This window comes from Altererythrobacter sp. BO-6, from assembly GCF_011047315.1.
GTDB lineage: Bacteria > Pseudomonadota > Alphaproteobacteria > Sphingomonadales > Sphingomonadaceae > Erythrobacter.
Genome location: NZ_CP049259.1, coordinates 2,851,218 through 2,873,134 on the forward strand (window position 1 = coordinate 2,851,218; position 21,917 = coordinate 2,873,134).

Here is a 21,917-nt window from a genome sequence, read left to right on the forward strand (position 1 = left end):
TTATCCTCCTCCCGTCATCGATGGTATGACTTCGCGAATGGTCAATGTGGCAGCCGGTAATATCAAGGCGCCGATCATCGCCGGCAGCATGAAGGCGACCAGCGGGATCGAGATCAGGACCGGCAAACGATGCGCCTTCTCTTCAGCACGCAAACGGCGGGCTTCGCGCATCTCCGACGAGTACACGCGCAGCGTGGTGGCAAGGCTGGTTCCCAGCTTGTCAGACTGGATCAGCAAAGTGGTGAATGACCGGATTTCATCGACGCCGGCTGTTTCACCAAGTAACCGAAGTGCGTCCTCGCGATTGGCACCAGCCCGCATGCGCAGCGTTGTTTCCGTTATCATTTCGGAAATCAGCGGATGCGATCGCGCGGTTTCGCGCCCGATCCGGTCGAGTGCCGCTTCAAGGCCAAGGCCCGCCTCGACGCACACCAGCATTAGGTCCAGGCTGTCGGGAAAGCCGTTGATGATTTCGCGGCGCCGGCTTTCCGCTTGCGCCCGGACAACCAGGTTCGGCACGTAAAGGCCGAGGATGGCGAGAATCGCGCAAGTGAAATAGATCCGAAGCAGCGAGGGTGCTTCGGCCTGGTTTGCAACATAAAGCAGGAAAAGACCGGGAAGCGCGAAGATCAGCAGGAAACGGACCAGGGTGTAAACCCGCGGGGCTGTTGCCGATCGGTAGCCGGCACTACGCAACAGCTTGGAAATTTCGGTTTCGTTCGTGTCGCCCAGGTTCAGGCCAGCGTCCTCGATGCGTTTCGCAACATTTGCCCAAATGCTCTCCGTTTGCTTCCTGGCAAGGCTTTCGGTGCCGCCAACTGCAGCACTTTCATGAATCTTCTCCAATTCGCGTGCGAGGCGCAACCGGCGGGATGTGCGGTTGCTGGCAACAAAGACGAACAGAGTGACCAGCGAGAAGACCGCCAGCAATACGATCATCCGGAAGACCCAGTTGGAAGAGATGAGTTCGATCATCGTTACACCTTCAGGTCGATCATGCGCCGGATCACATAAACGCCAATGCAATACATGACGATCAGCGTGATCGATCCGTAAATGACGATCGGATCATCAGCGACGTCGAGGTAATATGATGGTGCGACGATAAGAACACTGATGAAGGTCAGCACCGGCAGCACGGTCAGCATCCAGCCGGTCATCCGCCCTTCCGAACTCAGCGCGCGCACCTTCATGAACATCTGGTGGCGGTCGCGGATCACCTTAGAGATATTCTCGAGAATTTCCGCAAGGTTGCCTCCGGTCTGGCTTTGCACCGACAGGCTGACTACGAACATGCGCATGTCTTCCAGGTCCCACCGGTCGGCCATGTTTTCAAGCGCGGTTACAAGGTCGGCACCATAGGCGACCTCGTCGGAGATGACGCCGAATTCCGATCCGATCGGATCGTCCATTTCCCGCGTAATCAAGTCGATCGCCGAGGCCACCGGATGCCCCGAACGAAGCGCGCGCACAAAAATGTCGAGCGCGATCGGGAATTGCCGCTCGATGCGCTTGCGGTAGGAGTCCGCCATCTTGCTCAATATCAGCAGCGGCACGGCTAAAGCGAGAGCGACGCTGAAAAGCCCGACAATGAAGATGACACCAGGGGTGATCGCCCATCCGGAAAATGCAGTAAGCAATAACAGCAGCAGGAATATTCCGACCACGCCGACAGCCATCGCCACACCTATCTGGGGCACGGTAAATGGCACATTTGAGGTGAAAACCATCCGCTCGAAGCGGTTGAGCGCCTTGGCCAGTACCTGAGGCAAATCAAGATAGTCGCGCGGCCGGTTCTTGATCAATTGCCCGACAATATCCTCGCGATCCTGGCCTGAGCTGATCATCTGCAGGCGCTTGTTGACCGCGCCCCGGTGGCTGCGGCCTTGGGCGATACTTGTCGCGACAATCTGAGTGACGATGAAGACGCCCGCAAAGATTGCCAAAAGGACGAAAATACGGATGATCTCTGCTGTCATGGCTTAACCGATCTTCAGCTCTGGTCGGAAGAGCTCGGCAGGCATCTTGATACCATAGGCCTCTGCGTCGAGCAGGAACTTGGGCCGGATCCCGGTCGCCTCGAAATGGCCGATCACCTGCTGGTTGTCGTCGATCCCCGTTTTCTTGAACCGAAAGATTTCCTGCATGGTGATGGTGTCGCCTTCCATCCCGGTGATTTCCGAGAGGCTGGTGACCTTGCGCCGGCCGTCGCTGAGACGGGATACCTGGATCACGACATTGATTGCCGATGCGATCTGTGCCCGGGCCGAGCGTTGCGGCATGTCGATCCCGCTCATCCCGATCATCTGCTCCACGCGGCTCAAGGAATCGCGCGGATTGTTCGCGTGGACCGTGGTCATGGAGCCATCGTGACCGGTGTTCATCGCCTGGAGCATGTCGAACGCTTCGCCGGCGCGGACTTCGCCCACGATGATGCGATCGGGGCGCATACGCAGCGCATTCTTGACGAGGTCGCGCTGGGAAACCTCGCCGCGGCCTTCGATGTTCGGCGGGCGCGTTTCCAGCCTTGCGACATGCATCTGCTGCAATTGCAGTTCGGCTGAGTCTTCGATGGTGACGATACGCTCGCGCTCGTCGATAAAGCTCGACAGCGCATTGAGCATCGTCGTCTTGCCTGAACCCGTGCCGCCCGAAATCAGCACGTTGCGGCGCGAGCGGACAATCGCCGAGAGCACTTCGGCCATCGCTTCAGGTACCGAGCCGAGGTCAACCAGCTTTTGCATGCTGATGGGAACCTTGGCGAATTTGCGGATCGAAAGCAGCGAGCCGTCCAGCGCCAGTGGTGCGACAATCGCATTCACACGGCTGCCGTCCTTAAGGCGCGCATCGACATAGGGCGAGCTTTCGTCGATCCGGCGGCCGACACCGCTGACGATCTTCTGGATGATCCGCATCAGGTGCTTCTCATCCTGGAACCGGGTCGGCACGCGTTCCAGCAGGCCGCTGCGCTCAACGAACACCGTCTCGCACCCGTTGACGAGGATATCTGTGATGCTCTGGTCCTTGATCAGCGGCTCCAGCGGGCCAAGACCGAGCAGCTCGTCCATTACTTCGTCGACGAGGTTTGCCCGCTCGTCACGATTGAGCGGCTGATCGAACGTGACCAGCAGCTCGGGGATGATCTGCGCAATTTCGGCCTTGATCTGCTCTTCAGGCATCTTGTCGAGCAGCGACAGATTTATGCGATCGAGCAGCCCCTGATGGATCGCCATGCGCAGCCGCAGCAAGGTTTCTTGCCGCGCAGAAATTTGCGGATGCAGCGCTACCGCCGGGTCAGCGGAATCATTGCTGGGTGTTCCTTTGGCGAGCGGGGTATCGACCTGCTCATCTTCGCCGGCGCGTTTGATTTTCCACATCTTAGCTCTCCTCCCTCAGGCGCCCGGCCACCAGTTCGGCCAGGTGCATGATATCCTTGCTGAATTTGCTGCGCTTCTGGATGGCATAGACCAGTTGGCCCTGGTCTTGTGCCGCGCGCAGGAGGGAGGCTTCTTCACTTACTGTTGCCAGCACCGGATGCCTGATGGCCTCCGATGCGTCTGTAGTACTGATAGTCTTGAAAAGGCCCTTCTCGGCCTGGTTAAGGACAACTTGGATGGTGTCCTTCGGGATGCCCATCGAAACGAGGAAATCGATCTGGCGCTTGGAATGTCGCAGGCTCGGTATCGTCAGCGTGCCCACCAGCAAGGTCAGGTCTGCCGCATAGACGGTGGATAGCGACCAGTTGGTGAAGGATGCAGGCAGGTCCACCAGGACCACATCATAGTGCCGCCGGGCGATATTGAGCACCCGCATCAACTGTTCGAAATCGATCGATTCGATCGGCACGATATCGCTTGGCGGGGCGATGACATCGACCAGTTCATGGCCATGTGCCGCGACCGAGGTGATCAGTTGATCGTCCAGTCTGCTACCGGCCTCGAGCAGGTCAGCCAGCGTCATCCGCGGGCTGCAGCCGAGATAGGAAGCCGCATCGCCAGACTGGAGGTCCAAATCGATCACGCAAGCGCGCTTGCCTTCGCCAAGATCATGCGCAAGCTGCGCAGCCAAATGAGTGGCGATCGTGGTCGAGCCCGATCCGCCGATCGTCTTCATGACGGCGATAAACGGCGCAAGTTTGACTTCTGCCACCTTGTCGGCGCCACTCTGCTGCGCAACGTCGACGATCGAAGTCACCAGCTCGTCAAGCGAGAAGGGCAGGGCAACGATATCGCTGACCCCGCGGCGCAGCAATTGCCGCGACGTGGCGATATCCACTTTTGCCAGGCCCGCAATCACCGGCACGGAGGGCATCTGGCTGCGCAGGCGATCCACGCGCTCGAGCGAGTTGCGGGAGGCCGGATCGACCTCCATCACGATGATGCTGGCGGTTGCAAGATCGGCGACGGGCAGGGGATCCTCGATACCGCAAGGAACAGCCTGGACGCTTGAAGCAAAGCCTTGCAGCTCTGCCAGCATCGTGGGTTGAGCGACAATATGGACGCCCCGGGGAAGTTTGGCGGCATCGTTACCAAACGGTTCGGTAATGTTCTCAATCCGTCCCATCATATTTTACAATCTGCTGGTGTGGTCGCCGCAGCAGAACAAAGATCTTCCGCGGTAAGAGTATAGGCGAAATCCGGCAATGAAACCTCTGTATCCAACAAAAGCAGTGTAATTGGCGTAAACGTCATATTTCTAAGTCGCACCGTAATAAGAGGCGAAGCGTCAGGACCGTTAGGGTTGCCGGCAAAACCGAGGCCCGAATCAGAATAGATAACTTCGATATCGTCGTCTTGAATCGCTGGCAGAACCGCCCTCATCCTGTCAGCAAGAGTATCGAAGGCCAACTGATTAAGTGTGTTTCCGCCATCGCAACCATCGCTATCGCAGGTGATAGTCGCGAAGACCCCTTGCGGGAGACGATCGCCCTGGGCCACAACACCGCTGCCAAATGGCAAATTAACGTAACTGGTGCTAGCAATCTGATTGGCGAGCGGTTCATTGACCGCTGCCCAACGTGCGCCGAACTGGGTTGCCTTCTCGGCTTGGTTGATACGCCAAGCGTAAAGCCCAATGTCTATTGTGCCGAGCACGAAGATGAGCAGCAATGGGAGTACCAGCGCAAACTCTGCCGCCATGCCGCGCTCGTCGCGGGCGAATGAGGAAATGAAACCGTGCATGATCATATGCCCATCCAGGCCGCTTCCTGTTCCCCGTTGAGGTCGACCGTTGTGTCCGAGAGGATGCCTAGGCCGTTGAACAGCGAGTCATAATCAAATCTTGTACGAACAATCACTGATCGTCCCGGCTCAGAGCTGTCATAGATACCGGCTTGAGCGACCGTTGCATCAACCCTCGTACAATTTACCAGAACCTCGACTTCGCTTGGATCCCAGCCAGATACTCGCGGGGACCCGCCATTAACAAGCTGGCCGGTAGTTGAAAGGTTCTGCACTTCGCTTATGACCGTCGCTGAAATACCAGCACAGTCCACATCGTCGATGCTCTGCCTTGCAGCGTAGCGTGCGCCATCGCGCAAGCCCTTGACGACTTGGTGCTGGGTATACATCCAGTGCCCTGCTTCCAGTGTGGTGAATAGCAGCAGTGTCGCTAGCGGCAGGATCAACGCCATCTCGGCCGCTGCGGCACCACGCGTGCAGGAAAGAAAGCGCGCACGTACCATCATCGCACCAGATAGGGCATGTCGCGGCGGATCGTCGGGCCGATGGGCGCGCCGGTACGCGTGATATTAGTCTTGCGGATCACTTCGAAGTATATGTCGCTCTTCGAGGTACGATCGCGCGCTGCAGATGGCTGCACCAGGAACACATCGAGCCAGTCCGCAATAGCAACGTCCTGCGTCTTGCCGCGCACCTGTTCCGCAGTACAATTGACCACTGCGATGGTCATAACTCGACGGTCCGGGTCTTCGAAGGTCTTGTTGGCGCTGCAAACGGGCTTGGCTTGCCTAATTTCCGTCGCGCCAGTGGCCCCAACCGGATCAGTCTCCAGAATCTTGACGCCGTTAATTGTATCTCCCGCGTTCGCCACTTCCCAAAGATAGACCTGGTAGCGGGTGGGCGTATTATTTGGCACCGGGCTGTTGCCGGTCTTGGTGTAGGTTTGCCAGGTGGCTCGATCCCACCCGTAGTGCGAACGGAAATAAGCATCGCGGTCCCAGATCCCGTCGCCGAACTTGCCTTCACTACATACTCCTGCCGAACTAACCGCATGGCATATGTCACGCGGATGGCCCATCGAGGTCGGGGTGACTGTATCAGGGAGCGCGGAATTGGTGGGCGGAAGGTAGCGCGTTCCGCTTGTCTCATGCCAGCCGGTGTTATTGTTCGATATCGAACAAGCGTTCTGGCCCGAGGGAGGCGTACTCTGCGCCGTGCGAACAAGATCCTTGCGCGCATTGAAGGCCGAGGGGCATTGACCGCCGGCGGGGCACGAACTGTTGTTCTCGTAGATATCGAAGCGGGTATTGATCGCGTCAATTGCGCCGGTTTTCAGCCCTGGCTCGGTATCGGGTGCAATCGTCTCGTTGCCTTCGATCGAGATGCATCCGCCCGGAGGGCCGATCCAGCCAAGGCCTTGCGACACGGCTTGTGCGCCGTTGCCGAGATCAAGGAACCCGTAATTGCCGGGTTGCCAATAGCTTGGGCCAGAGCCGGTCGGGCCTTCCACCACGAGCATCCCGGTACCTACGCGATTGAGGTCAAAATTGGCATTTTCGTCACCCAGGCCCCCGTTAAAGTCTTCGTCCGGGTTGCAGATCATCAGCGGAGGAATGCGGCACAGCGCCGATCCCATGCCAGCCACTGCGCTAGCGACCAGGTCGCCGCTGGCAAGCGCGCCCACTATCGGAGTGAAGGCATAGTTCACTTCGCGCCCGTCTACGAACACGCCGACATAGCCGGCTTCGGCATCGGTGGTGGCCGTTGAAACCTGTCCGCCCGCTTCGGCTTCCGCACGGGTCCTGTAAAAGAAGACGTTGACTTCGGCCCCGCCGGCAAAGGTCACGGTTTGTCCGTCGCCATCATTAGCCAGAACGGTTGAATTTTCGGCGAGCCCGCCTTGTATCGCGGTAACCGCGCGCGCCATGGCTCCCGGCTCGCGATCCAATTGGCTCGCACCCGCCAGTGCAGCCTGGTCAGCCGCGTTCTGTAGCTCTGTGTGCATGCCCACCATGCGGGCATAGTCGAAAGCTAGGCCCAAGATGCCAAGCAGTCCAAACAGGGCAAGGGCATAGGTGGCGGCAACCGCGCCATTCTGATCCTTGAGGAATCTCCTATATCTTGCCTTCGTAATCATGGGTCATACCGTTCTGCTTTGCTTCTGCCATGCGCCCGTTACGGTTTTCTTTTTCATCGTTGCGCGTCAGTTACCGCCGCCTTCGCTGATGCCTTCGGTCGTGCTGACCCGTTCGGGCTGCTTGACCTGGTCGGTGCGATAGCGTTCGATCGCAGCTGCGGCCTTGGCGGCGCTGGTGATCATCGGCGCATCATACTGCGGATCGGGATTGACGACCATAGCCGCAAAAGTGGTACGGTTGGCCTCGCCAAATCCGGGATCCTGCTGGCCCACGAATTCCAGCCCTTCGGCGGTGGAACAGGCGCTGGCCATCAGCCCCAGCGAGATCGCGGCGATCAGTTTCGACTTAGAGCTCATAATCGCTCTCCTCACTTGTGTTCGCGGCTGGTGCGGCGACGCCATTGGGCGTCACCGGCACCGGGCGATAAAGCGTGCCGTTGAGCAGCACGTCCGCCTCGACCGGGTCAGACACGCGATCGGTCGGCAGGCGCACCTGGTCGGGCCGGATCGGCTGGACGAGGCGCGGGGTGACGACGATCAGCAGCTCGGTCTCGCCCTTCTGGAAGCTTGAGGAGCGGAACAGCGAACCGATGATCGGCAATGAGCCGAGCAACGGTACCTGCTCCACCGAAGTGGCGAAATCCTTCTGGATCAGCCCAGCGATGGCAAAGCTTTCGCCGTCGCGCAGTTCCAGCACGGTGCTGGCGCGGCGAGTCTGCAGGCCCGGGATGCGCAAGCCGCCGACGGTGATCGAGGCGCCTTCATCGATCGAGCTGACTTCGGGTTCCACCAGCAGGTTGATCGTATTGTCACCCAGCACGGTGGGGGTGAAGCCCAGGCTGACGCCGAAGGGCTTGAATTCGATCGTGATGCCAACGGTACCATTGCCACCGGCAGTCGATTGTCCGCCGCCCGATTGCAGCACAGGGATCGGGAATTCGCCGCCGGCCAGGAAATTGGCCTTTTCACCCGAAAGCGCCACCAGCGTGGGTTCGGCCAGCGTCTTGGACAGGCCCTTTTCCTCCAGCGCATCAAGCGCGACATCGATATCCAGCCCCAGCACATCGGTGAAGGAACGGGTCAGCACGCCGAATGCATTGGTAACAGAGCCGACCTGCAGATCACCATTGCCGAAATTGCTGTTGCCGCCGCCGGGGATCAGGCTTGAGCCCGAACCGGTTACACCGCTAAAGCGGCCGCCGCGCGAATTGAAGAAGGTGCGAACGCCCAGATCCTTGCCGACATTTCGGTTCACCTCGGCAAAGCGCACTTCCAGCATTACCTGCTGGCTGCCGCCCAGCGACATCAGGTTTACCACCTTGTCCCCGGCATAGGCCTTGGCCAGCTGCGTCGCACGATCTGCCGCACTGGTGCCGGAAACCAGGCCGGAAAGCACGATCGATTCATTGGAAATGCGCGCGTCGATCGGCTCGCCCGGCAGCAGCTGGGACAGCTGTTCGCGCAGGCCGATCACATCCGGGCCAACTGCCACGTCCATCACCGCCAGCACATTGTTGCTGCGATCATACAGGGTCAGGCTGGTGGTGCCGAGCTTCTTGCCCAAGACATAGACCGACCGGTCGGAAATCGGGAAAATGTCCGCAATCTCGTCATTGCCGATCATCGCGCGGGCAATCGGGCGGTCCGCCGTGATCACCTGGCTCTTGTTCACCGGCACTTCGACCGATCCGGCATGGATCGACATGTCATCCTGCGCGGCAAGGGGCAGGGCAAGGCCCGGAACCACGCCGGCGGCAAGGCCGATCAGCGTCGCGGCACCCATGGCCTTCAGCTGTTTTTTCAGGTTCATGCGCATGACCTCAATACCCCCCGTTGCGCTTGACTTCATATGTGGTCGATTCGACCCCGCGCACAATCGCCATGGTCGGGCCACTGGCGCGGCGCGGCGCGGCGGTGCCGCCTGAACTGCGCGGCGCAGCAGCAACAGCTGCAGGTGCTGTGGTGGGCGTAGTGGTGCGCGCCGCGATATAATATCCTGCACCGCCCAGATCGCTGCTTGTCACGGTGCGCGTGCCGCCCATGTCCTGGTTTTCGACATTGCGCAAGATCAGGCTTAACGAGCCGACCTCGCGCGCCAGCGCCAGCTTCTGCGCGCCGACCACATCGGTTTGCAGCGTGGCGGTTTGGCCCACGGCGGGTTCGGTCTGGTTTTCATCGGCGATCTGGTCGATCGCCAGCACCAGCACGTTTTCCAGCACCACGGTGGTCATCTTGTCGGTTGAAGTTGATCCATCGCCGGGGATCTGCCGCGTCAGCAGCACATCCACCACGTCGCCCGCGCGCACAAAGCCGCCCACGCCGGTCACGGCGGAAACGGGCACGGCCACAGCGCGCAAATCTTCAGGCAGGATCGATGCCAGCGTGGCGCGCCCACCTTCGCCGCTGACCTTGCTGGCCAGGATGGGTTCGCCGATCGCAATCGGGCGCAGCGCCACACGGCCGCCGCGGGTTGCCTCTTCGATCGAGACAAAGGCGCCTTGCGGCACGGAATTGGCCGGCCAGTTGGCCAGACGGAGATTGGTGGTGGCGAGCGCGGTGCCGAACTGGAATTCCTGCGTGGCGACCACGATCTGGGCCAGCTGGTTCGCCTCGGCTGCGCGCGTCTGCCGCTCCTCGACGCCGCTGAAATAGGAATTCGCGAGATAGACCGCGATTAGGCCGAGAAATACGGCCAGCCCCACAATCAGAAGATTTCTGCCCCGCATATTGCCCCCTCAAAACGCTCTGTCTGTTACGTTTCCCAACAGGAACCAGTTAGACTAAGATCAAGATTGAGTCAGACCAATCCCCAGAAGTGCCGGGGATTGGTCTGAGAAACGCTGATTAGCAGGTGCCGTTAGCGTTATTGATACATGCAGTTGCATCGCCCATGGCGCCCGTAATAGCGCCGCCGAGTGCGAAAGCCGCACCAGCAATGCCAGCGCCGACGATGGCGAGGATCAGAGCGTATTCGGCAGCCGAAGCACCCGACTCGTCACGAAGAAAAGTTTTCACAAAAGTCATGTCATTTACCCCATTAAATGCACCGCGCCTGCCCGGCAGAACTGCGATACTGTCCTAAACAAGGCTTCCGGCTTGTCCGGCAAACCTGCCCCGAGGGGGGTAAATGTTGGAACCAGCGCGACCCGTTTTTATTTTCCGGCTCGCGCCGGTTCTCGCACTTGGCTCCCCCTCGGAACTGTCCATAATGTTCATAGGTTAACCCGCTGGGGTCAACTTTCCTAATTCCTTTTCAAACTATCTCAGGAAAAGAGGCACTTACACCGTTAGTCTGCTAACAGAACCGGTTAATGCGCTGGTCCCCCGAGACCTCGTTGCAAAGCAGCATAGGCGAATCGCTGGCGCGCTGGCAAGCGCTATCGGGACGATTCGATGCACTTGAAAAATAAGTGATTCGTTTTTGCACCACTGCCGCCGTGCAGCCTTGCCACCCTGGTTGCGGCCAGCCGGGCAATCGCCGCTGCGCCAGCTGCGTCTGCGATACCCCATTATATGTCGCTATCATATGGCGCTATCATTCGGCTCCATTATACGGCGCCTCCTGATCGGGCACTGATCGGGCACTGATAGGAGCCTGATTGCAAGCCGATTTAGGCCGCGTTGTTCATCTCTGGCTAACAGCCTGTGTCACAACGGGACGGGGCGACTCCAGTTATCGTTCACATTTGGTTTTTCAGGGGTTTGGGGGCCTTGGGCGCAGATCGAAATATGGTTACCGCGCTTGCAAGCAAAGCGATTCACTGGTTTCCTCTACCTAACAAAACGCCACTGGTCCGAGTCGTATCGGGCACCGGATGGCAAATACAAACGGGCCGCAAGATCGAAATTGAGCACTCTTACGGGTGGTTGGAAGCAGCAATGCGGCTGATCCACACATTTCGGTCTTGCCAGCTGAACCGGATGGTCCGGTTCACCTTAGAGGGGTCTTACCATGGTTGATTTTGAAGGCGGCAAGCGCGGGGGTTTTGAACGGGATGACAGCATCAACGATGCTGTGCAGCCTGGCTCGAACGGGTATCAGGATTCGCCTGCAAGTGCTTCGGCCGGAACGCGAATTCTGGTTGCCGACGCCAACGGGGTGGTGACCCTCCCGGCGGGCACGACGCTGGACAATTTCGCCGTGGTGGGGCGCGATCTGGTGATCACCCTGGCCGATGGTTCGACCATCATCATCCCCGATGGCGCGATCAACACGCCGCAGATCGTGATCGACGGCACCGCGCTTTCGCCGCTGGTGGTTTCGGCTGCATTGAACGGCCTGCCGCTGTCGCCCGATGAAGAGGGTTTCAACCCGGAAGACCTGCCCGGCGCACCGCCGAGCTCGGGCGGCGATTTCGAGGATAGCCAGCTCAACCTGCAGGACGCTTTCGACCTCGGCGACCTGCTGCCCTACACCGAACTGTTCTACGAGCCGCAGCCCGACGAAGAAATCATTCCGTTCGACAACAACGAGCCCGATGTTGTCATCGAAACGCCAGACAATCCGGTCGGCGTTGAAAATGCCATCGCCACTGTTGCCGAGCGCGGACTGCCTGAGCGTGGCGAAGAGCCCGAAGGCACCGCCGACGAAACCAATGCCGAAACGACCACGGGCACGATCGTGTTCAATTCGCCCGACGGCATCTCCGCGATCATCCTCAACGGCGTTGAAATCACCAGCGTCGGCCAGCAGTTCACGACTCCGTTCGGCACGCTGACGATTACCAGCATCAACCTAGCGGCCGGCGAAATCGGCTTCAGCTACACACTGGCTGACAATCTGCTTGGTGAGACCGAAGACGGCAATTTCTTCGTCACCGTGGTCGACCGCGATGGCGACACCGCCAGCGCCTCGCTCAAGATCCTGGTCGAGGATGACAGCCCGATCGCCGCCGACGATATCGGCATCGTGCCTTCCGGCAGCCATGCCCCGATTGGCGGCAATGTGCTGGTCAATGACGAATCCGGCGCGGATGACTATCCGGTCGGCGAGGGCGGCCTTGAAGCGGTCGTCAGCTTTGCCAAGGGCGCGACGACCGCGCAGCCGGGCGAAACGATCCAGGGAACCTATGGCAAGCTGACGCTCAACGCCGATGGCACCTATACCTACGTCCGCGATTTCAACACGCCGGGCGGGGTGAGCGAGAGCTTCACCTATACCATCACCGACCAGGATGGCAGCCGCGACACCGCGACGCTGACCATCAATATCGAAGACGCGGGCAACAACATCGAATTGCCGAAGATCGGCGATGGCACTGTCGTGAATGAAAGCGGCCTGCCCGAGCGTGGCGATCCGCTGGAGCCGGAAGGCACCGACGAAACAGCCGATACCGAAACCACCAGCGGCACCATCACCTTCAATTCGCCCGACGGCGTCCAGAGCGTGACGGTCAACGGCGTTGCGATCACTCCAGGCAGCCTGCCGCAGACGATCGTCGACAATGCCACCGGCACGCTGGTGATCACCGGTTACACTTATGACCCGGTGACCGGTGACGGCACGATCACCTATGAATACACGCTGGGCGACAACACCTCGGGTGATGACACTTCGGTGTCGTTCGAAGTGGTCGTGACCGACCTCGATGGCGACAAGGCCGACGATGACCTCGTCATCACCATCATCGATGACGAGCCGGAAGCAAAGGATGATTTTGACTCGGTCACCGAAGACGGTCCGGCGGTTGCCAATGGCAATGTGCTGACCGGTGTAGGCGGCGACGATGCGAACGCAACCGATGGCGTCGCCGATATCGAGGGTGCTGACGGTGCCAGCGTAACCGGCGTAGTCGCGGGCGACGTTGATGGCCCCGTTTCAGGTGGGCTTGGCCAGACGGTCCCGGGCAAATACGGCACGCTCACGGTCGATGCCGACGGCAATTACACTTACACGCTGTACACCCAGGAACAGAACCCCGACGCTTACGCGCTGGTACAGGGGCTCGATTCCAACGATATCTTCACCGACGAGGTGTTCAGCTACACCATCACCGATGGCGACAGTGACACCTCGACCGCGCAGCTGCGGATCCAGGTTAACGGTGCTGACGATCCGGTAGTGATCGAAGGACTCGATCTCGACGCACCTGAAGTGACCGTCGACGAAGACGACCTGCCGCTTGGCACGGACACCACTAAGGAACCGCTGACCCAGCCGGTGCCGGACGGAGCATTTACCTTCAAGTCGGTCGATGGGCTGGTAACTCTCAAGATCGGCAGCGAAACCTTCACCGCAGCTCAACTGCTCGACAGCAGCACGTTCCCGACTACCATCACGGGCGATTACGGCACATTGACGATCCAGAGCGTCACGCTGCAGCAGGCACCAGACGGTTCGATCATCGGCGGCACTGTCACCTATGACTATACGCTCGGCACCAACACGCTCGATCACGATGATGCAGGCGAAGACGATGTGTTCGACCGCTTTGCGGTTGAAATCGAAGACACCGACGGTTCGGTGGACGATGCCTCGCTTGACGTACGGGTGATCGACGATGTGCCGCTGACAGGCGAAAACGCCCCGGTCGCGCTCGATGATGACGCGCTGGGCGGCAACCCCGGCGGCACTGGCGATACGGATCCCGATAGCGCCAACCTGACCGGCATTCTGGCGCATCAGTTCGGTGCCGACGGCGCCAGCAGCATCACTTTTGCCGCGATGAACGGCCAGACGGTCGACATCAACGGCGTGACTGTGACCTTCAACTGGGCTGGCGACACGCTGATCGCGAATGACGGCACCAATGACGTTTTCACCGTTCAGGTGAACCCGGCCACCGGCGCATACACCGTCACCCAGCTCGCCCCGCTCAACCATCACGCGAGCGGCGATGATGTGGAAGCCGGCGCGACTTTCAATCTGACCTACACCGTGACCGATGGCGACACTGACACCGCCACCGGCACGCTCACCATCAACCTCAATGACGATACGCCGGAATTCGGCGAGCAGGCAGAGCCCGCCCCGACCCTGGTGACCGACGATACGCTTGTTGGCGACAATGGTTCGGACAGCGACAGCGCCAATTTCGCTGCCGCCTTTGCGCCGCTCTATGGTGCGGATGGCCAGGCATCGACCGATCCGATCGTCTATTCCTTTGGCCTTAAGGACGGCAACGGCACGGATTCGGGCTTGAATGATACCGCTTCGGGTGACGACATCCTTCTGCGGGTCAACGGTAATGTGGTCGAGGGTTACCTCGCCAACTCGCCGACGACGATTGCGTTCACGCTGACGCTCGATCCGGCGACCGGCGACGTCACGCAAACGCAGTTGCGCGCGATTGAGCATGACGATCCAGCCGATGCGCTTGAAGAAGGTGCCAATGCTGAATCGATGGTACCCGACGTCATCTCGCTGACCGCGGAAATCACCGATGGCGATGGCGACCAGGCTTCACAGTCGATCGATATCGGCGACGCCTTCACCTTTACCGACGACGGTCCGCAAGTAGGCGAACAGAATACAGCTAGCGTAGCAGTCGACGAAGACTCACTGGGCAGCGGTAATGGCGACAATGCCGCTGGCGACGATGCCGGTGGCGACAGCGCCGCGATCGTGTTCGCCGTGGACTTCGGAGCAGACGGCAAGAATGCTGACGAACTGACCGTTTCGGTCGCTTCGGTGACCACTGCAGATCCGAGCCTTGGCCCGATTGCGCTTACCTCGGGCGGTGTCGCCGTGCTCTATGACTGGAATGCGGCCACCAACACGCTGACCGGTTACACGACCGACATCAATGACCCGGTCTTCACGCTGGTATTCGATGTTGATGCGGGAACCGCAAGCTTCACGCTGCTGGGCGCGCTCGATCATCCGTCGACTGACGCGGACGGTGCCAACGATGGGCCGGAAATCGGCTATGAGGACAACCTGGTCCTTAACCTGAGCATCGTTGCGAAGGATGGCGACGGGGACACTGTATCCTCGCAGTTGGCGATCAGCATCGACGATGACATGGCTGTCGCGGTTGCTGACGATGACACGGTTGGCGAGGGCGAGAGCACCGGCGGCAATGTCGTGACCGACGATTCGGCGGGTGCTGACGGTTATGCCGACAACGGCCCGGTCGTCGATGCAGCGTTCGTAAGCGCCGATCAGGGGGTGACCTTCGTCAGCAAGACCGTCGCGCCTGACGGGACGATCACCATCGTCACTTCGGCGGGTACGCTGACGCTGGCAACCGACGGCACCTATGCCTTTGATTCGCTGACGAATTCGGTCGACGGCGATGCCGAGATCGTGTTCAGCTACACGATCGAAGATGGCGATGGCGACCGCGCGACGGCCAACCTGACGATCGACGTCACCAATGTAGGCGGCTCTGCCACGGTCGATGCGCTGACGGTCGATGAAAAGGGCCTGGCTGACGGAACCGGCGAGCTTGCCAATCCGGCACTCAATTCCGACCAGTCGGAGGTGGCCAGCGGCCAGATCGTAGTGAGCGGAGCCTCCGGCTCGGCTACGCTGACCTACCAGCTTGTGGGCGGCACCTTCAACGACAACGGCACCCCCGGCGATGCCAGCGACGATACCTACACTCTGACCACGGCTTACGGCACGATCGTGCTGCAGGCTGCGACCGGCGCCTATACCTATACGCTGAACGAGGAATTCGATCACAGTGCAGGGGGCGGCCGCAACACCGCACCCGATGTCGAGAGCTTCGACTATGTGGTGGTTGACGAGTTCGCCAACGTGATCGTCGACAGCCGCAATCCGGGTGGCAACCCGATCGAAGTCAGCATTGTTGACGATATCCCCGTGGTTGCGATCCAGCTCGACGCCAATGCTGACGTCACGCTTGACGAAAGCGGCGACGGTGCTGGTGCAGCGACGATCAACACCGGTTCGATCGTGAAGGGCAATGATCCCGATGTGGCGGGCGACGGCGCGATTTCGCGTGCGACCAGCGGTACCGCGGTTGTCACCTTTGCCGCCGGCAATCCGGTCTACGGGGCAGACGGTCAGGGTCCGGCCCCGGTCTATTCACTGCAGATCGACACCGCGGCACTCAGCGATGTGACGCTGACCGACGGTTCGACCATCACGCTGCAGATGGTGGGCGACGTGATCGTCGGCGTGGTCGACAATGGCCCGTTCGCCGGCCAGGCTGCCTTCGCGATTGCGATCAACAGCGGCACCGGCGTGGTGACCGTCGAGCAGTATCTCTCGCTGCAGCATCCGCTCAATCCGAACCAGGACGAGCCGATCGACCTTGACGATGGCGCAATCAGCGTAGTCGTGACCGTCGAGGACTTTGACGGCGACCAGGTTGAAAGTAATGCGATCGACATCTCGGCCAACATCGTCTTCGAGGACGACGGCCCGAGCGTGACCGCGCTGAACATCGACAACAACAGCGTGGTGGCGATCACGTCGGACGCAGACATTGTCGATACCGACAGCATGTCGCTTGTCGCGCTGTTCGTCTCCGCCGCCGATTATGGTGCTGATGGCGAGGGGTCGGCAGTGATCGAGACCTATGGCATCGACCTGCTGGGCGATACCGATCTGGGCGATGCCACGGTTGGCATCAACAGCGGCTTCACCTCGGGCAACGCCACGGTCTACCTGTACCAGGACGGCAACTCGGTTGTCGCTTCTACTGCGGCGACCAAGGGCGATGTCGATTTCGGCACCAACGTCGTATTCGTCGCGGCCGTTAACCCGACGACGGGCCAACTGACGCTCGAACAGTCGGGTGTGCTCGATCACACCGACAACGGTTCGGCGACCGACACCCAGCTGGTGCTGGCGAATGGCCTGATCAACGCGACCTACAGCGTCACGATCACCGACGGTGACAACGATCCGGTTTCCGACACGCAGACCGCTGACCTCGGCGGCAACCTGAAGTTCAACGACGATCTACCGACCCCGCAGAATGCGACGGTCAATGTCCAGGTCGATGAAGACGAACTGAACGGGGGCAACACCGACGGCGATGGTGTGGACACCGAAGAGTCCGGTTCGCTCAACGCGCTGGTCGATTTCGGCAACGACACGCCCGGCAGCTTTGCCTTCAACCTGGCTGGGTTCACCGATCCGAACCTGACTTCGGGCGGCGTAACGGTTAACTGGGGCATCGATGCCAGCGGCAAGCTGGTGGGTTACACTGGTGCCAATATCACCGACGCATCGAGCCATGTGATCGTGGTCGAGTTGGTTAACACCGGCGGTAACTGGAGCGTTAAGGTTTCGCTGAAAGATCAGGTCGATCACCTGCCGAACGATCCGGCGAACAACGACAACCAGACGCTGAGCTTCAACATCGGCGGCGCGATCGTTGCGACCGACTTCGACGGTGACGAAATCACCCTGTCGAACAATGCGGTCAGCGTGACTGTCGAAGACGATATCCCGACCTTTGGTGCGAACACCAACACGGTCGATACGCTCGTCACTGACGACACGTTGATCACCGACAGCGCCAGCGCCAGCTTCGCCAGCCTGTTCACGCCGCTCTACGGCGCGGATGGTGCGGCGGCGGTCGATGCGATCACCTATGCGCTGTCGATCAACGGTGTGAATGGCACGGACTCGGGTCTCGACGATGCGGTGACCGGCCAGAATATCCTGCTGCGCCTGGTCGGCACCGACACGATCGAAGGTTACCTGGCGGGCTCGCCCACCACGGTTGCCTTCACGATCACAGTCGATGCCAACGGCACGGTCGAACTGACGCAAGAGCGTGCGATCAAGCACGACGACGCAACAGATCCGGACGAGACCTTCGCCAATGGCGATGCCGAAACCATGGCGGCCGACCTGATCCGCATCAGCGCGACCATCACCGATGGCGATGAGGACAGCGTCACTAGCGCTCCTGTCAACATCGGCGACAAGTTCGCTTTCGAAGACGACGGCCCGAGCACCGGCAGCAATGCCATGGTGCAGCTGGACGACGATGACTTTGGTTCGGATGGCAATCCGGGCGGTGACGGCGACGTTGCCTCCTCGCTGGTCCTTACCGGTACGCTGGCGCATGACTTTGGCGCCGACGGTGCAGGCACGATCACCTTGGCTTCGATGAATGGCCAGTCCGTCATCGTGAACGGCGTGACCGTGACCTTCACCTGGGCCGGCAACACGCTGACCGCGAACGATGGCGACAACGATGTCTTCAGCGTCACAGTCAACCCGACCACCGGCGAATATACCGTTACGCAGCTCGGCGTGCTCGACCATCACCTGGTCGGCGACCAGACCGAATCGAACCCCGCGTTCGATCTCACCTACACGGTGACCGATGCCGACGGCGATACCAAGACTGGAACCTTCACGGTCAAGGTGAATGATGACACGCCGGAAGCAACCGACGATGTTTTTAACCAGGCCGATCAGGGTGGTGAAAACACGGCAGTCACCGGCAACGTGGGCACCAATGACTCAGCGGGCGCTGACGGACTGGGTGCATACACCTACAACGATGACCACAATGGCCTTGGCATACTGGACTTCAACTCTGCGACGGGTGCCTTCACCTACACCCCCGCGGCCGGCGAAGAAGGTATGGTTACTTTCACCTACACGCTTACCGATGGGGATGGCGATGCGGTAACCAAGCAGGTAACCATCAACCTTGTCGACGATAGCGATCCGTTTGCTCCGAACCACGTTACTGCGGTGGACGACGACGGATTGGCCAATGCCAACCTGACGGGTTCGCCAAGCGATGACATTAACGCGAATGGGGGTGACCTGAATGCTGGCCAGCCAGGCGATACCGAGGCAATCACCATAGGCAACCTTAACGGTTCGTTCGGAAACGACACCCCAGGCAGCTATTCATTCGCCGACGGGTCGGGCACTCTGGGAACCGAAGCGATCAGCTGGACCTGGAATGACGCTACTGACACGCTGACCGCAACCAGCTCGCGTGGCACCATTTTCACGATCGTAGTCGACCAGGCAACTGGCAACTACACGATGACGTTGCTGCAGAACGTGTTGCATCCGGAACCAACTAGCGATGCCGATAACGGAGAACGCGCTGTATCGTTGAACCTGACTTACAACGCGATTGACAGCGAGAATGAAGTCAGCCCGGACGCGACGGTGACGATCATCTTCGGCGACGATGGCCCGACCTTCGCCAGCAATTCGACCGCTGCGCCGGATCTTGTGACTGACGATACCGACATCACCGACAGCGCCAGCGCCAGCTTCGCCAGCCTGTTCACTCCGGTTTACGGCGCGGATGGTGCGGCTGCCTCCGCCGCGATCGTCTACACTCTAGGCTTGGGCGGCGCAGCTTCCGGCCTGACTGACTCGATCACCGACCAGTCGATCCTGTTGCGGGTCAAAGCCGGCGATCCGAACACGATCGAAGGCTATCTGCAGACCGACGGCGATGTGGCCTTCACGATCTCCGTGGATCCAACCACCGGCATCGTCACACTGACCCAGCTGCGCGCGATCGAGCATGACAACACTGCCGATCCGGCGGAGACGTTCCTGTCAGGTGAAGCTGAGACCATGGCAGCTGGCCTGATCACGTTGACCGCGAAGATCACCGACGGCGATGGCGACTATGCCAGCCAGACGGTGAATATCGGTGACTCGTTCCATTTCGAGGACGATGGGCCGACCTTCACGAGCAAGACAGCTGCAATCCTGGACGACAGTGCCTCGCCAACCGGCACCGGCACCTTCGTTTATGACATTGGCTCCGACAACCCGACTGGCATTGAAGTAGTGCTCAATAGCTTCACAGGCGCAGTTGGGGGCTTGGCGATCCAGCCTACCGGTGTGGCACTCAACGATGCTGATCCCAATGACGGCATCGATACCTACGATATAAGCTTCACTTATGCTCCCAACCCCGATGAGCCAGGCACCACGGTTGCCGCAACCGGCACGGTATCGTTCAACACCAATAGCGGCCAGTGGACGGTTACGTTGGACGCGCCGATCCAGAGCTATTCGCTCACTTCTGTGTTTGGCGATACAACGATTACTTACCTCAACTCCGATACCAATCCCTATGGCGGTGCGTCGCAGTGGGAAGTCGCAAACGTGGCGTTCAATGGTGATCCCTTCTACGTCCAGTTCACTGGCAGGGAAGCACCACTGGCTTTGAGCAGCGGAGAATTCACTGGGAACGAGAGCTGGGTGCAGCTGTCCTCGGCCAACACCGGGGTTGCGGGCAACTCGATCCAGCAAGGCGAAGTTATCGACTTCAACTTCTACAATGCGGATCCCGGCAATATAGCTGGGGAAGATCCGACCGCTGCGGCCACCGGTTTTTATATCCAGATCGACCAGTTCAACAGCGGATCCGAAGACTTCATCGTCGTGCTCAAGTTGGCACTTCCGGGTGATATCCCTGGCACTTTGACCACTGTGGCATTGAAGATCGACTCCAACGACGTGCTGACCACCAATCAGGCGGGCTACCCGACATTGACCGGCGCCAATCAGGGCCTGATCGTGATAGAAGCGGCTGACTATGCGCACTTGGTGCCGGCAGGTTACCAGATCGTCGGTGCGCAGTTCCTGACCTCGGCCCAAGGTATCACGCTGACGGCATACGAGTTCAACGGGGCGGTTGGATCTGCCGCGACCGATACCACGGGCACGGTCTATTCAGGACCATCCGTGCTTACCGATAACGACGTGGTAAAGATCACCGATATCGGGATCCAGCGCATTACAGAGACTTCGGAAGCTCTGACGCTCAACCTGAACGTCACTGTGACCGACGCTGATGGCGACAGTTTCAACCAGACGCTGGTGGTCAATCCGGTTGTCCCCGTCGTTCTCGACCTCGACGGCGGCGGCAACGGCTTCACTCCGCTCAGCAGCGGGCTGGCCTATGACTACAACGGCGATGGCGTGAAGACGCAAACCGCCTGGGTAGCCGCGGGCAGCGCCATCCTGGCCTATGACATGAACGGCGACGGCATCGTGAACGATGCTTCGGAATTCGTGTTCGGCGGTGGCGACATGACCGATCTCGAAGCGATTGCAGCTAAATATGATGAAAATGGCGATAACGTCCTCGACGCTTCCGACTCCGCTTATGGTAAATTTGGGGTTTGGATGGACGATGGCGACGCCGTGTTCGAGGCTGGCGAGTTCCAGACGCTCGAGCAGGCCGGCATCAAGTCGATCGACCTCGTATCCGACGGCATCCAGACCTCGGAAGCCGATGGTGACGTGACGGTGTTCGGCACCGCCAGTTTCACCTGGATGGACGGCAGCACCGGTGCAGTTTCCGATGCCGCCTTTGCCACCGGCAGCGATGTCGATCCCGCAATGATGGACGCCTTGCTGGCGCTTGAACCGACGGCGGAGCCTTCAGGCACGCAGCTGGCCGATGCAAGCGATGGCGACATTGGCGAAGGGCTGCCGCAACTGGCTGCCATCGTCGATGACGTCATGGCGGAAAGCTCGATTGACCTGATGATCGACAACCTCGCGGGCGATAATGCGGATATCGTTGGAAACTCGGGCGAAAGCAGCTATCTTGATGGCGGAGCTTTGGCTCAGATGATTGAAGCGGGTGCATTTGCCTTCCACGGCAACAATGCGATGGCTGACACGCACGAAGATGCGGCAGTCCTTGCGGCAATCAATGCTTGATAGG

Annotated in this window: 12 protein-coding genes; 1 reads left to right on the forward strand and 11 read right to left on the reverse strand. The window is 59.8% G+C overall.

Annotated features, from left to right (window positions below; translation table 11 throughout):
• From G6N82_RS13930 to G6N82_RS13980, 11 genes are all read right to left on the reverse strand, one after another.
• Complete coding sequence (locus G6N82_RS13930; protein WP_165197442.1) at nucleotides 1-975, reverse strand: type II secretion system F family protein; 975 nt, start codon at nucleotides 973-975, stop codon at nucleotides 1-3.
• 2 nt (nucleotides 976-977) lie between these two features.
• Nucleotides 978-1,979, reverse strand: coding sequence for a type II secretion system F family protein (locus G6N82_RS13935; RefSeq protein ID WP_165197444.1), 1,002 nt, complete (start codon nucleotides 1,977-1,979; stop codon nucleotides 978-980).
• Between the two features lie 3 nt (nucleotides 1,980-1,982).
• Nucleotides 1,983-3,377, reverse strand: a complete 1,395-nt coding sequence (locus G6N82_RS13940) for a CpaF family protein (protein ID WP_165197446.1) — start codon at nucleotides 3,375-3,377, stop codon at nucleotides 1,983-1,985.
• 1 nt (nucleotide 3,378) lies between these two features.
• On the reverse strand, nucleotides 3,379-4,566 hold the full coding sequence (locus G6N82_RS13945; RefSeq protein ID WP_165197448.1) for an AAA family ATPase: 1,188 nt from the start codon (nucleotides 4,564-4,566) through the stop codon (nucleotides 3,379-3,381).
• A complete protein-coding gene (locus tag G6N82_RS13950) occupies nucleotides 4,563-5,180 on the reverse strand; it encodes a TadE family protein (RefSeq protein WP_165198285.1) in 618 nt (205 codons plus the stop codon). Before G6N82_RS13950 ends, G6N82_RS13945 begins: the two co-directional genes overlap by 4 nt.
• 2 nt (nucleotides 5,181-5,182) lie before the next feature.
• Nucleotides 5,183-5,686 carry a TadE/TadG family type IV pilus assembly protein gene (locus G6N82_RS13955; protein ID WP_346773739.1) on the reverse strand — a complete coding sequence of 168 codons (504 nt, stop codon included), beginning with the start codon at nucleotides 5,684-5,686 and terminating at the stop codon, nucleotides 5,183-5,185.
• Nucleotides 5,683-7,317 carry a pilus assembly protein TadG-related protein gene (locus G6N82_RS13960; protein ID WP_165197452.1) on the reverse strand — a complete coding sequence of 545 codons (1,635 nt, stop codon included), beginning with the start codon at nucleotides 7,315-7,317 and terminating at the stop codon, nucleotides 5,683-5,685. The genes G6N82_RS13955 and G6N82_RS13960 overlap by 4 nt, the downstream gene beginning before the upstream one ends.
• Before the next feature lie 66 nt (nucleotides 7,318-7,383).
• The gene (locus G6N82_RS13965) at nucleotides 7,384-7,674 is read right to left on the reverse strand and encodes a hypothetical protein (RefSeq protein ID WP_241255119.1); all 291 of its coding nucleotides are present in this window, start codon (nucleotides 7,672-7,674) and stop codon (nucleotides 7,384-7,386) included.
• The gene (locus G6N82_RS13970; RefSeq protein ID WP_241255120.1) at nucleotides 7,664-9,127 is read right to left on the reverse strand and encodes a type II and III secretion system protein family protein; all 1,464 of its coding nucleotides are present in this window, start codon (nucleotides 9,125-9,127) and stop codon (nucleotides 7,664-7,666) included. Before G6N82_RS13970 ends, G6N82_RS13965 begins: the two co-directional genes overlap by 11 nt.
• A 10-nt stretch (nucleotides 9,128-9,137) precedes the next feature.
• Nucleotides 9,138-10,043, reverse strand: a complete 906-nt coding sequence (gene cpaB / locus G6N82_RS13975; protein ID WP_165197454.1) for a Flp pilus assembly protein CpaB — start codon at nucleotides 10,041-10,043, stop codon at nucleotides 9,138-9,140.
• Between the two features lie 118 nt (nucleotides 10,044-10,161).
• The gene (locus G6N82_RS13980) at nucleotides 10,162-10,341 is read right to left on the reverse strand and encodes a Flp family type IVb pilin (protein WP_165197456.1); all 180 of its coding nucleotides are present in this window, start codon (nucleotides 10,339-10,341) and stop codon (nucleotides 10,162-10,164) included.
• Nucleotides 10,342-11,269: 928 nt separating this feature from the next.
• Between G6N82_RS13980 and G6N82_RS13985 the strand changes: the two genes are divergently transcribed.
• The gene (locus tag G6N82_RS13985; protein ID WP_165197458.1) at nucleotides 11,270-21,913 is read left to right on the forward strand and encodes a DUF5801 repeats-in-toxin domain-containing protein; all 10,644 of its coding nucleotides are present in this window, start codon (nucleotides 11,270-11,272) and stop codon (nucleotides 21,911-21,913) included.
• Nucleotides 21,914-21,917 lie beyond the last annotated feature (4 nt).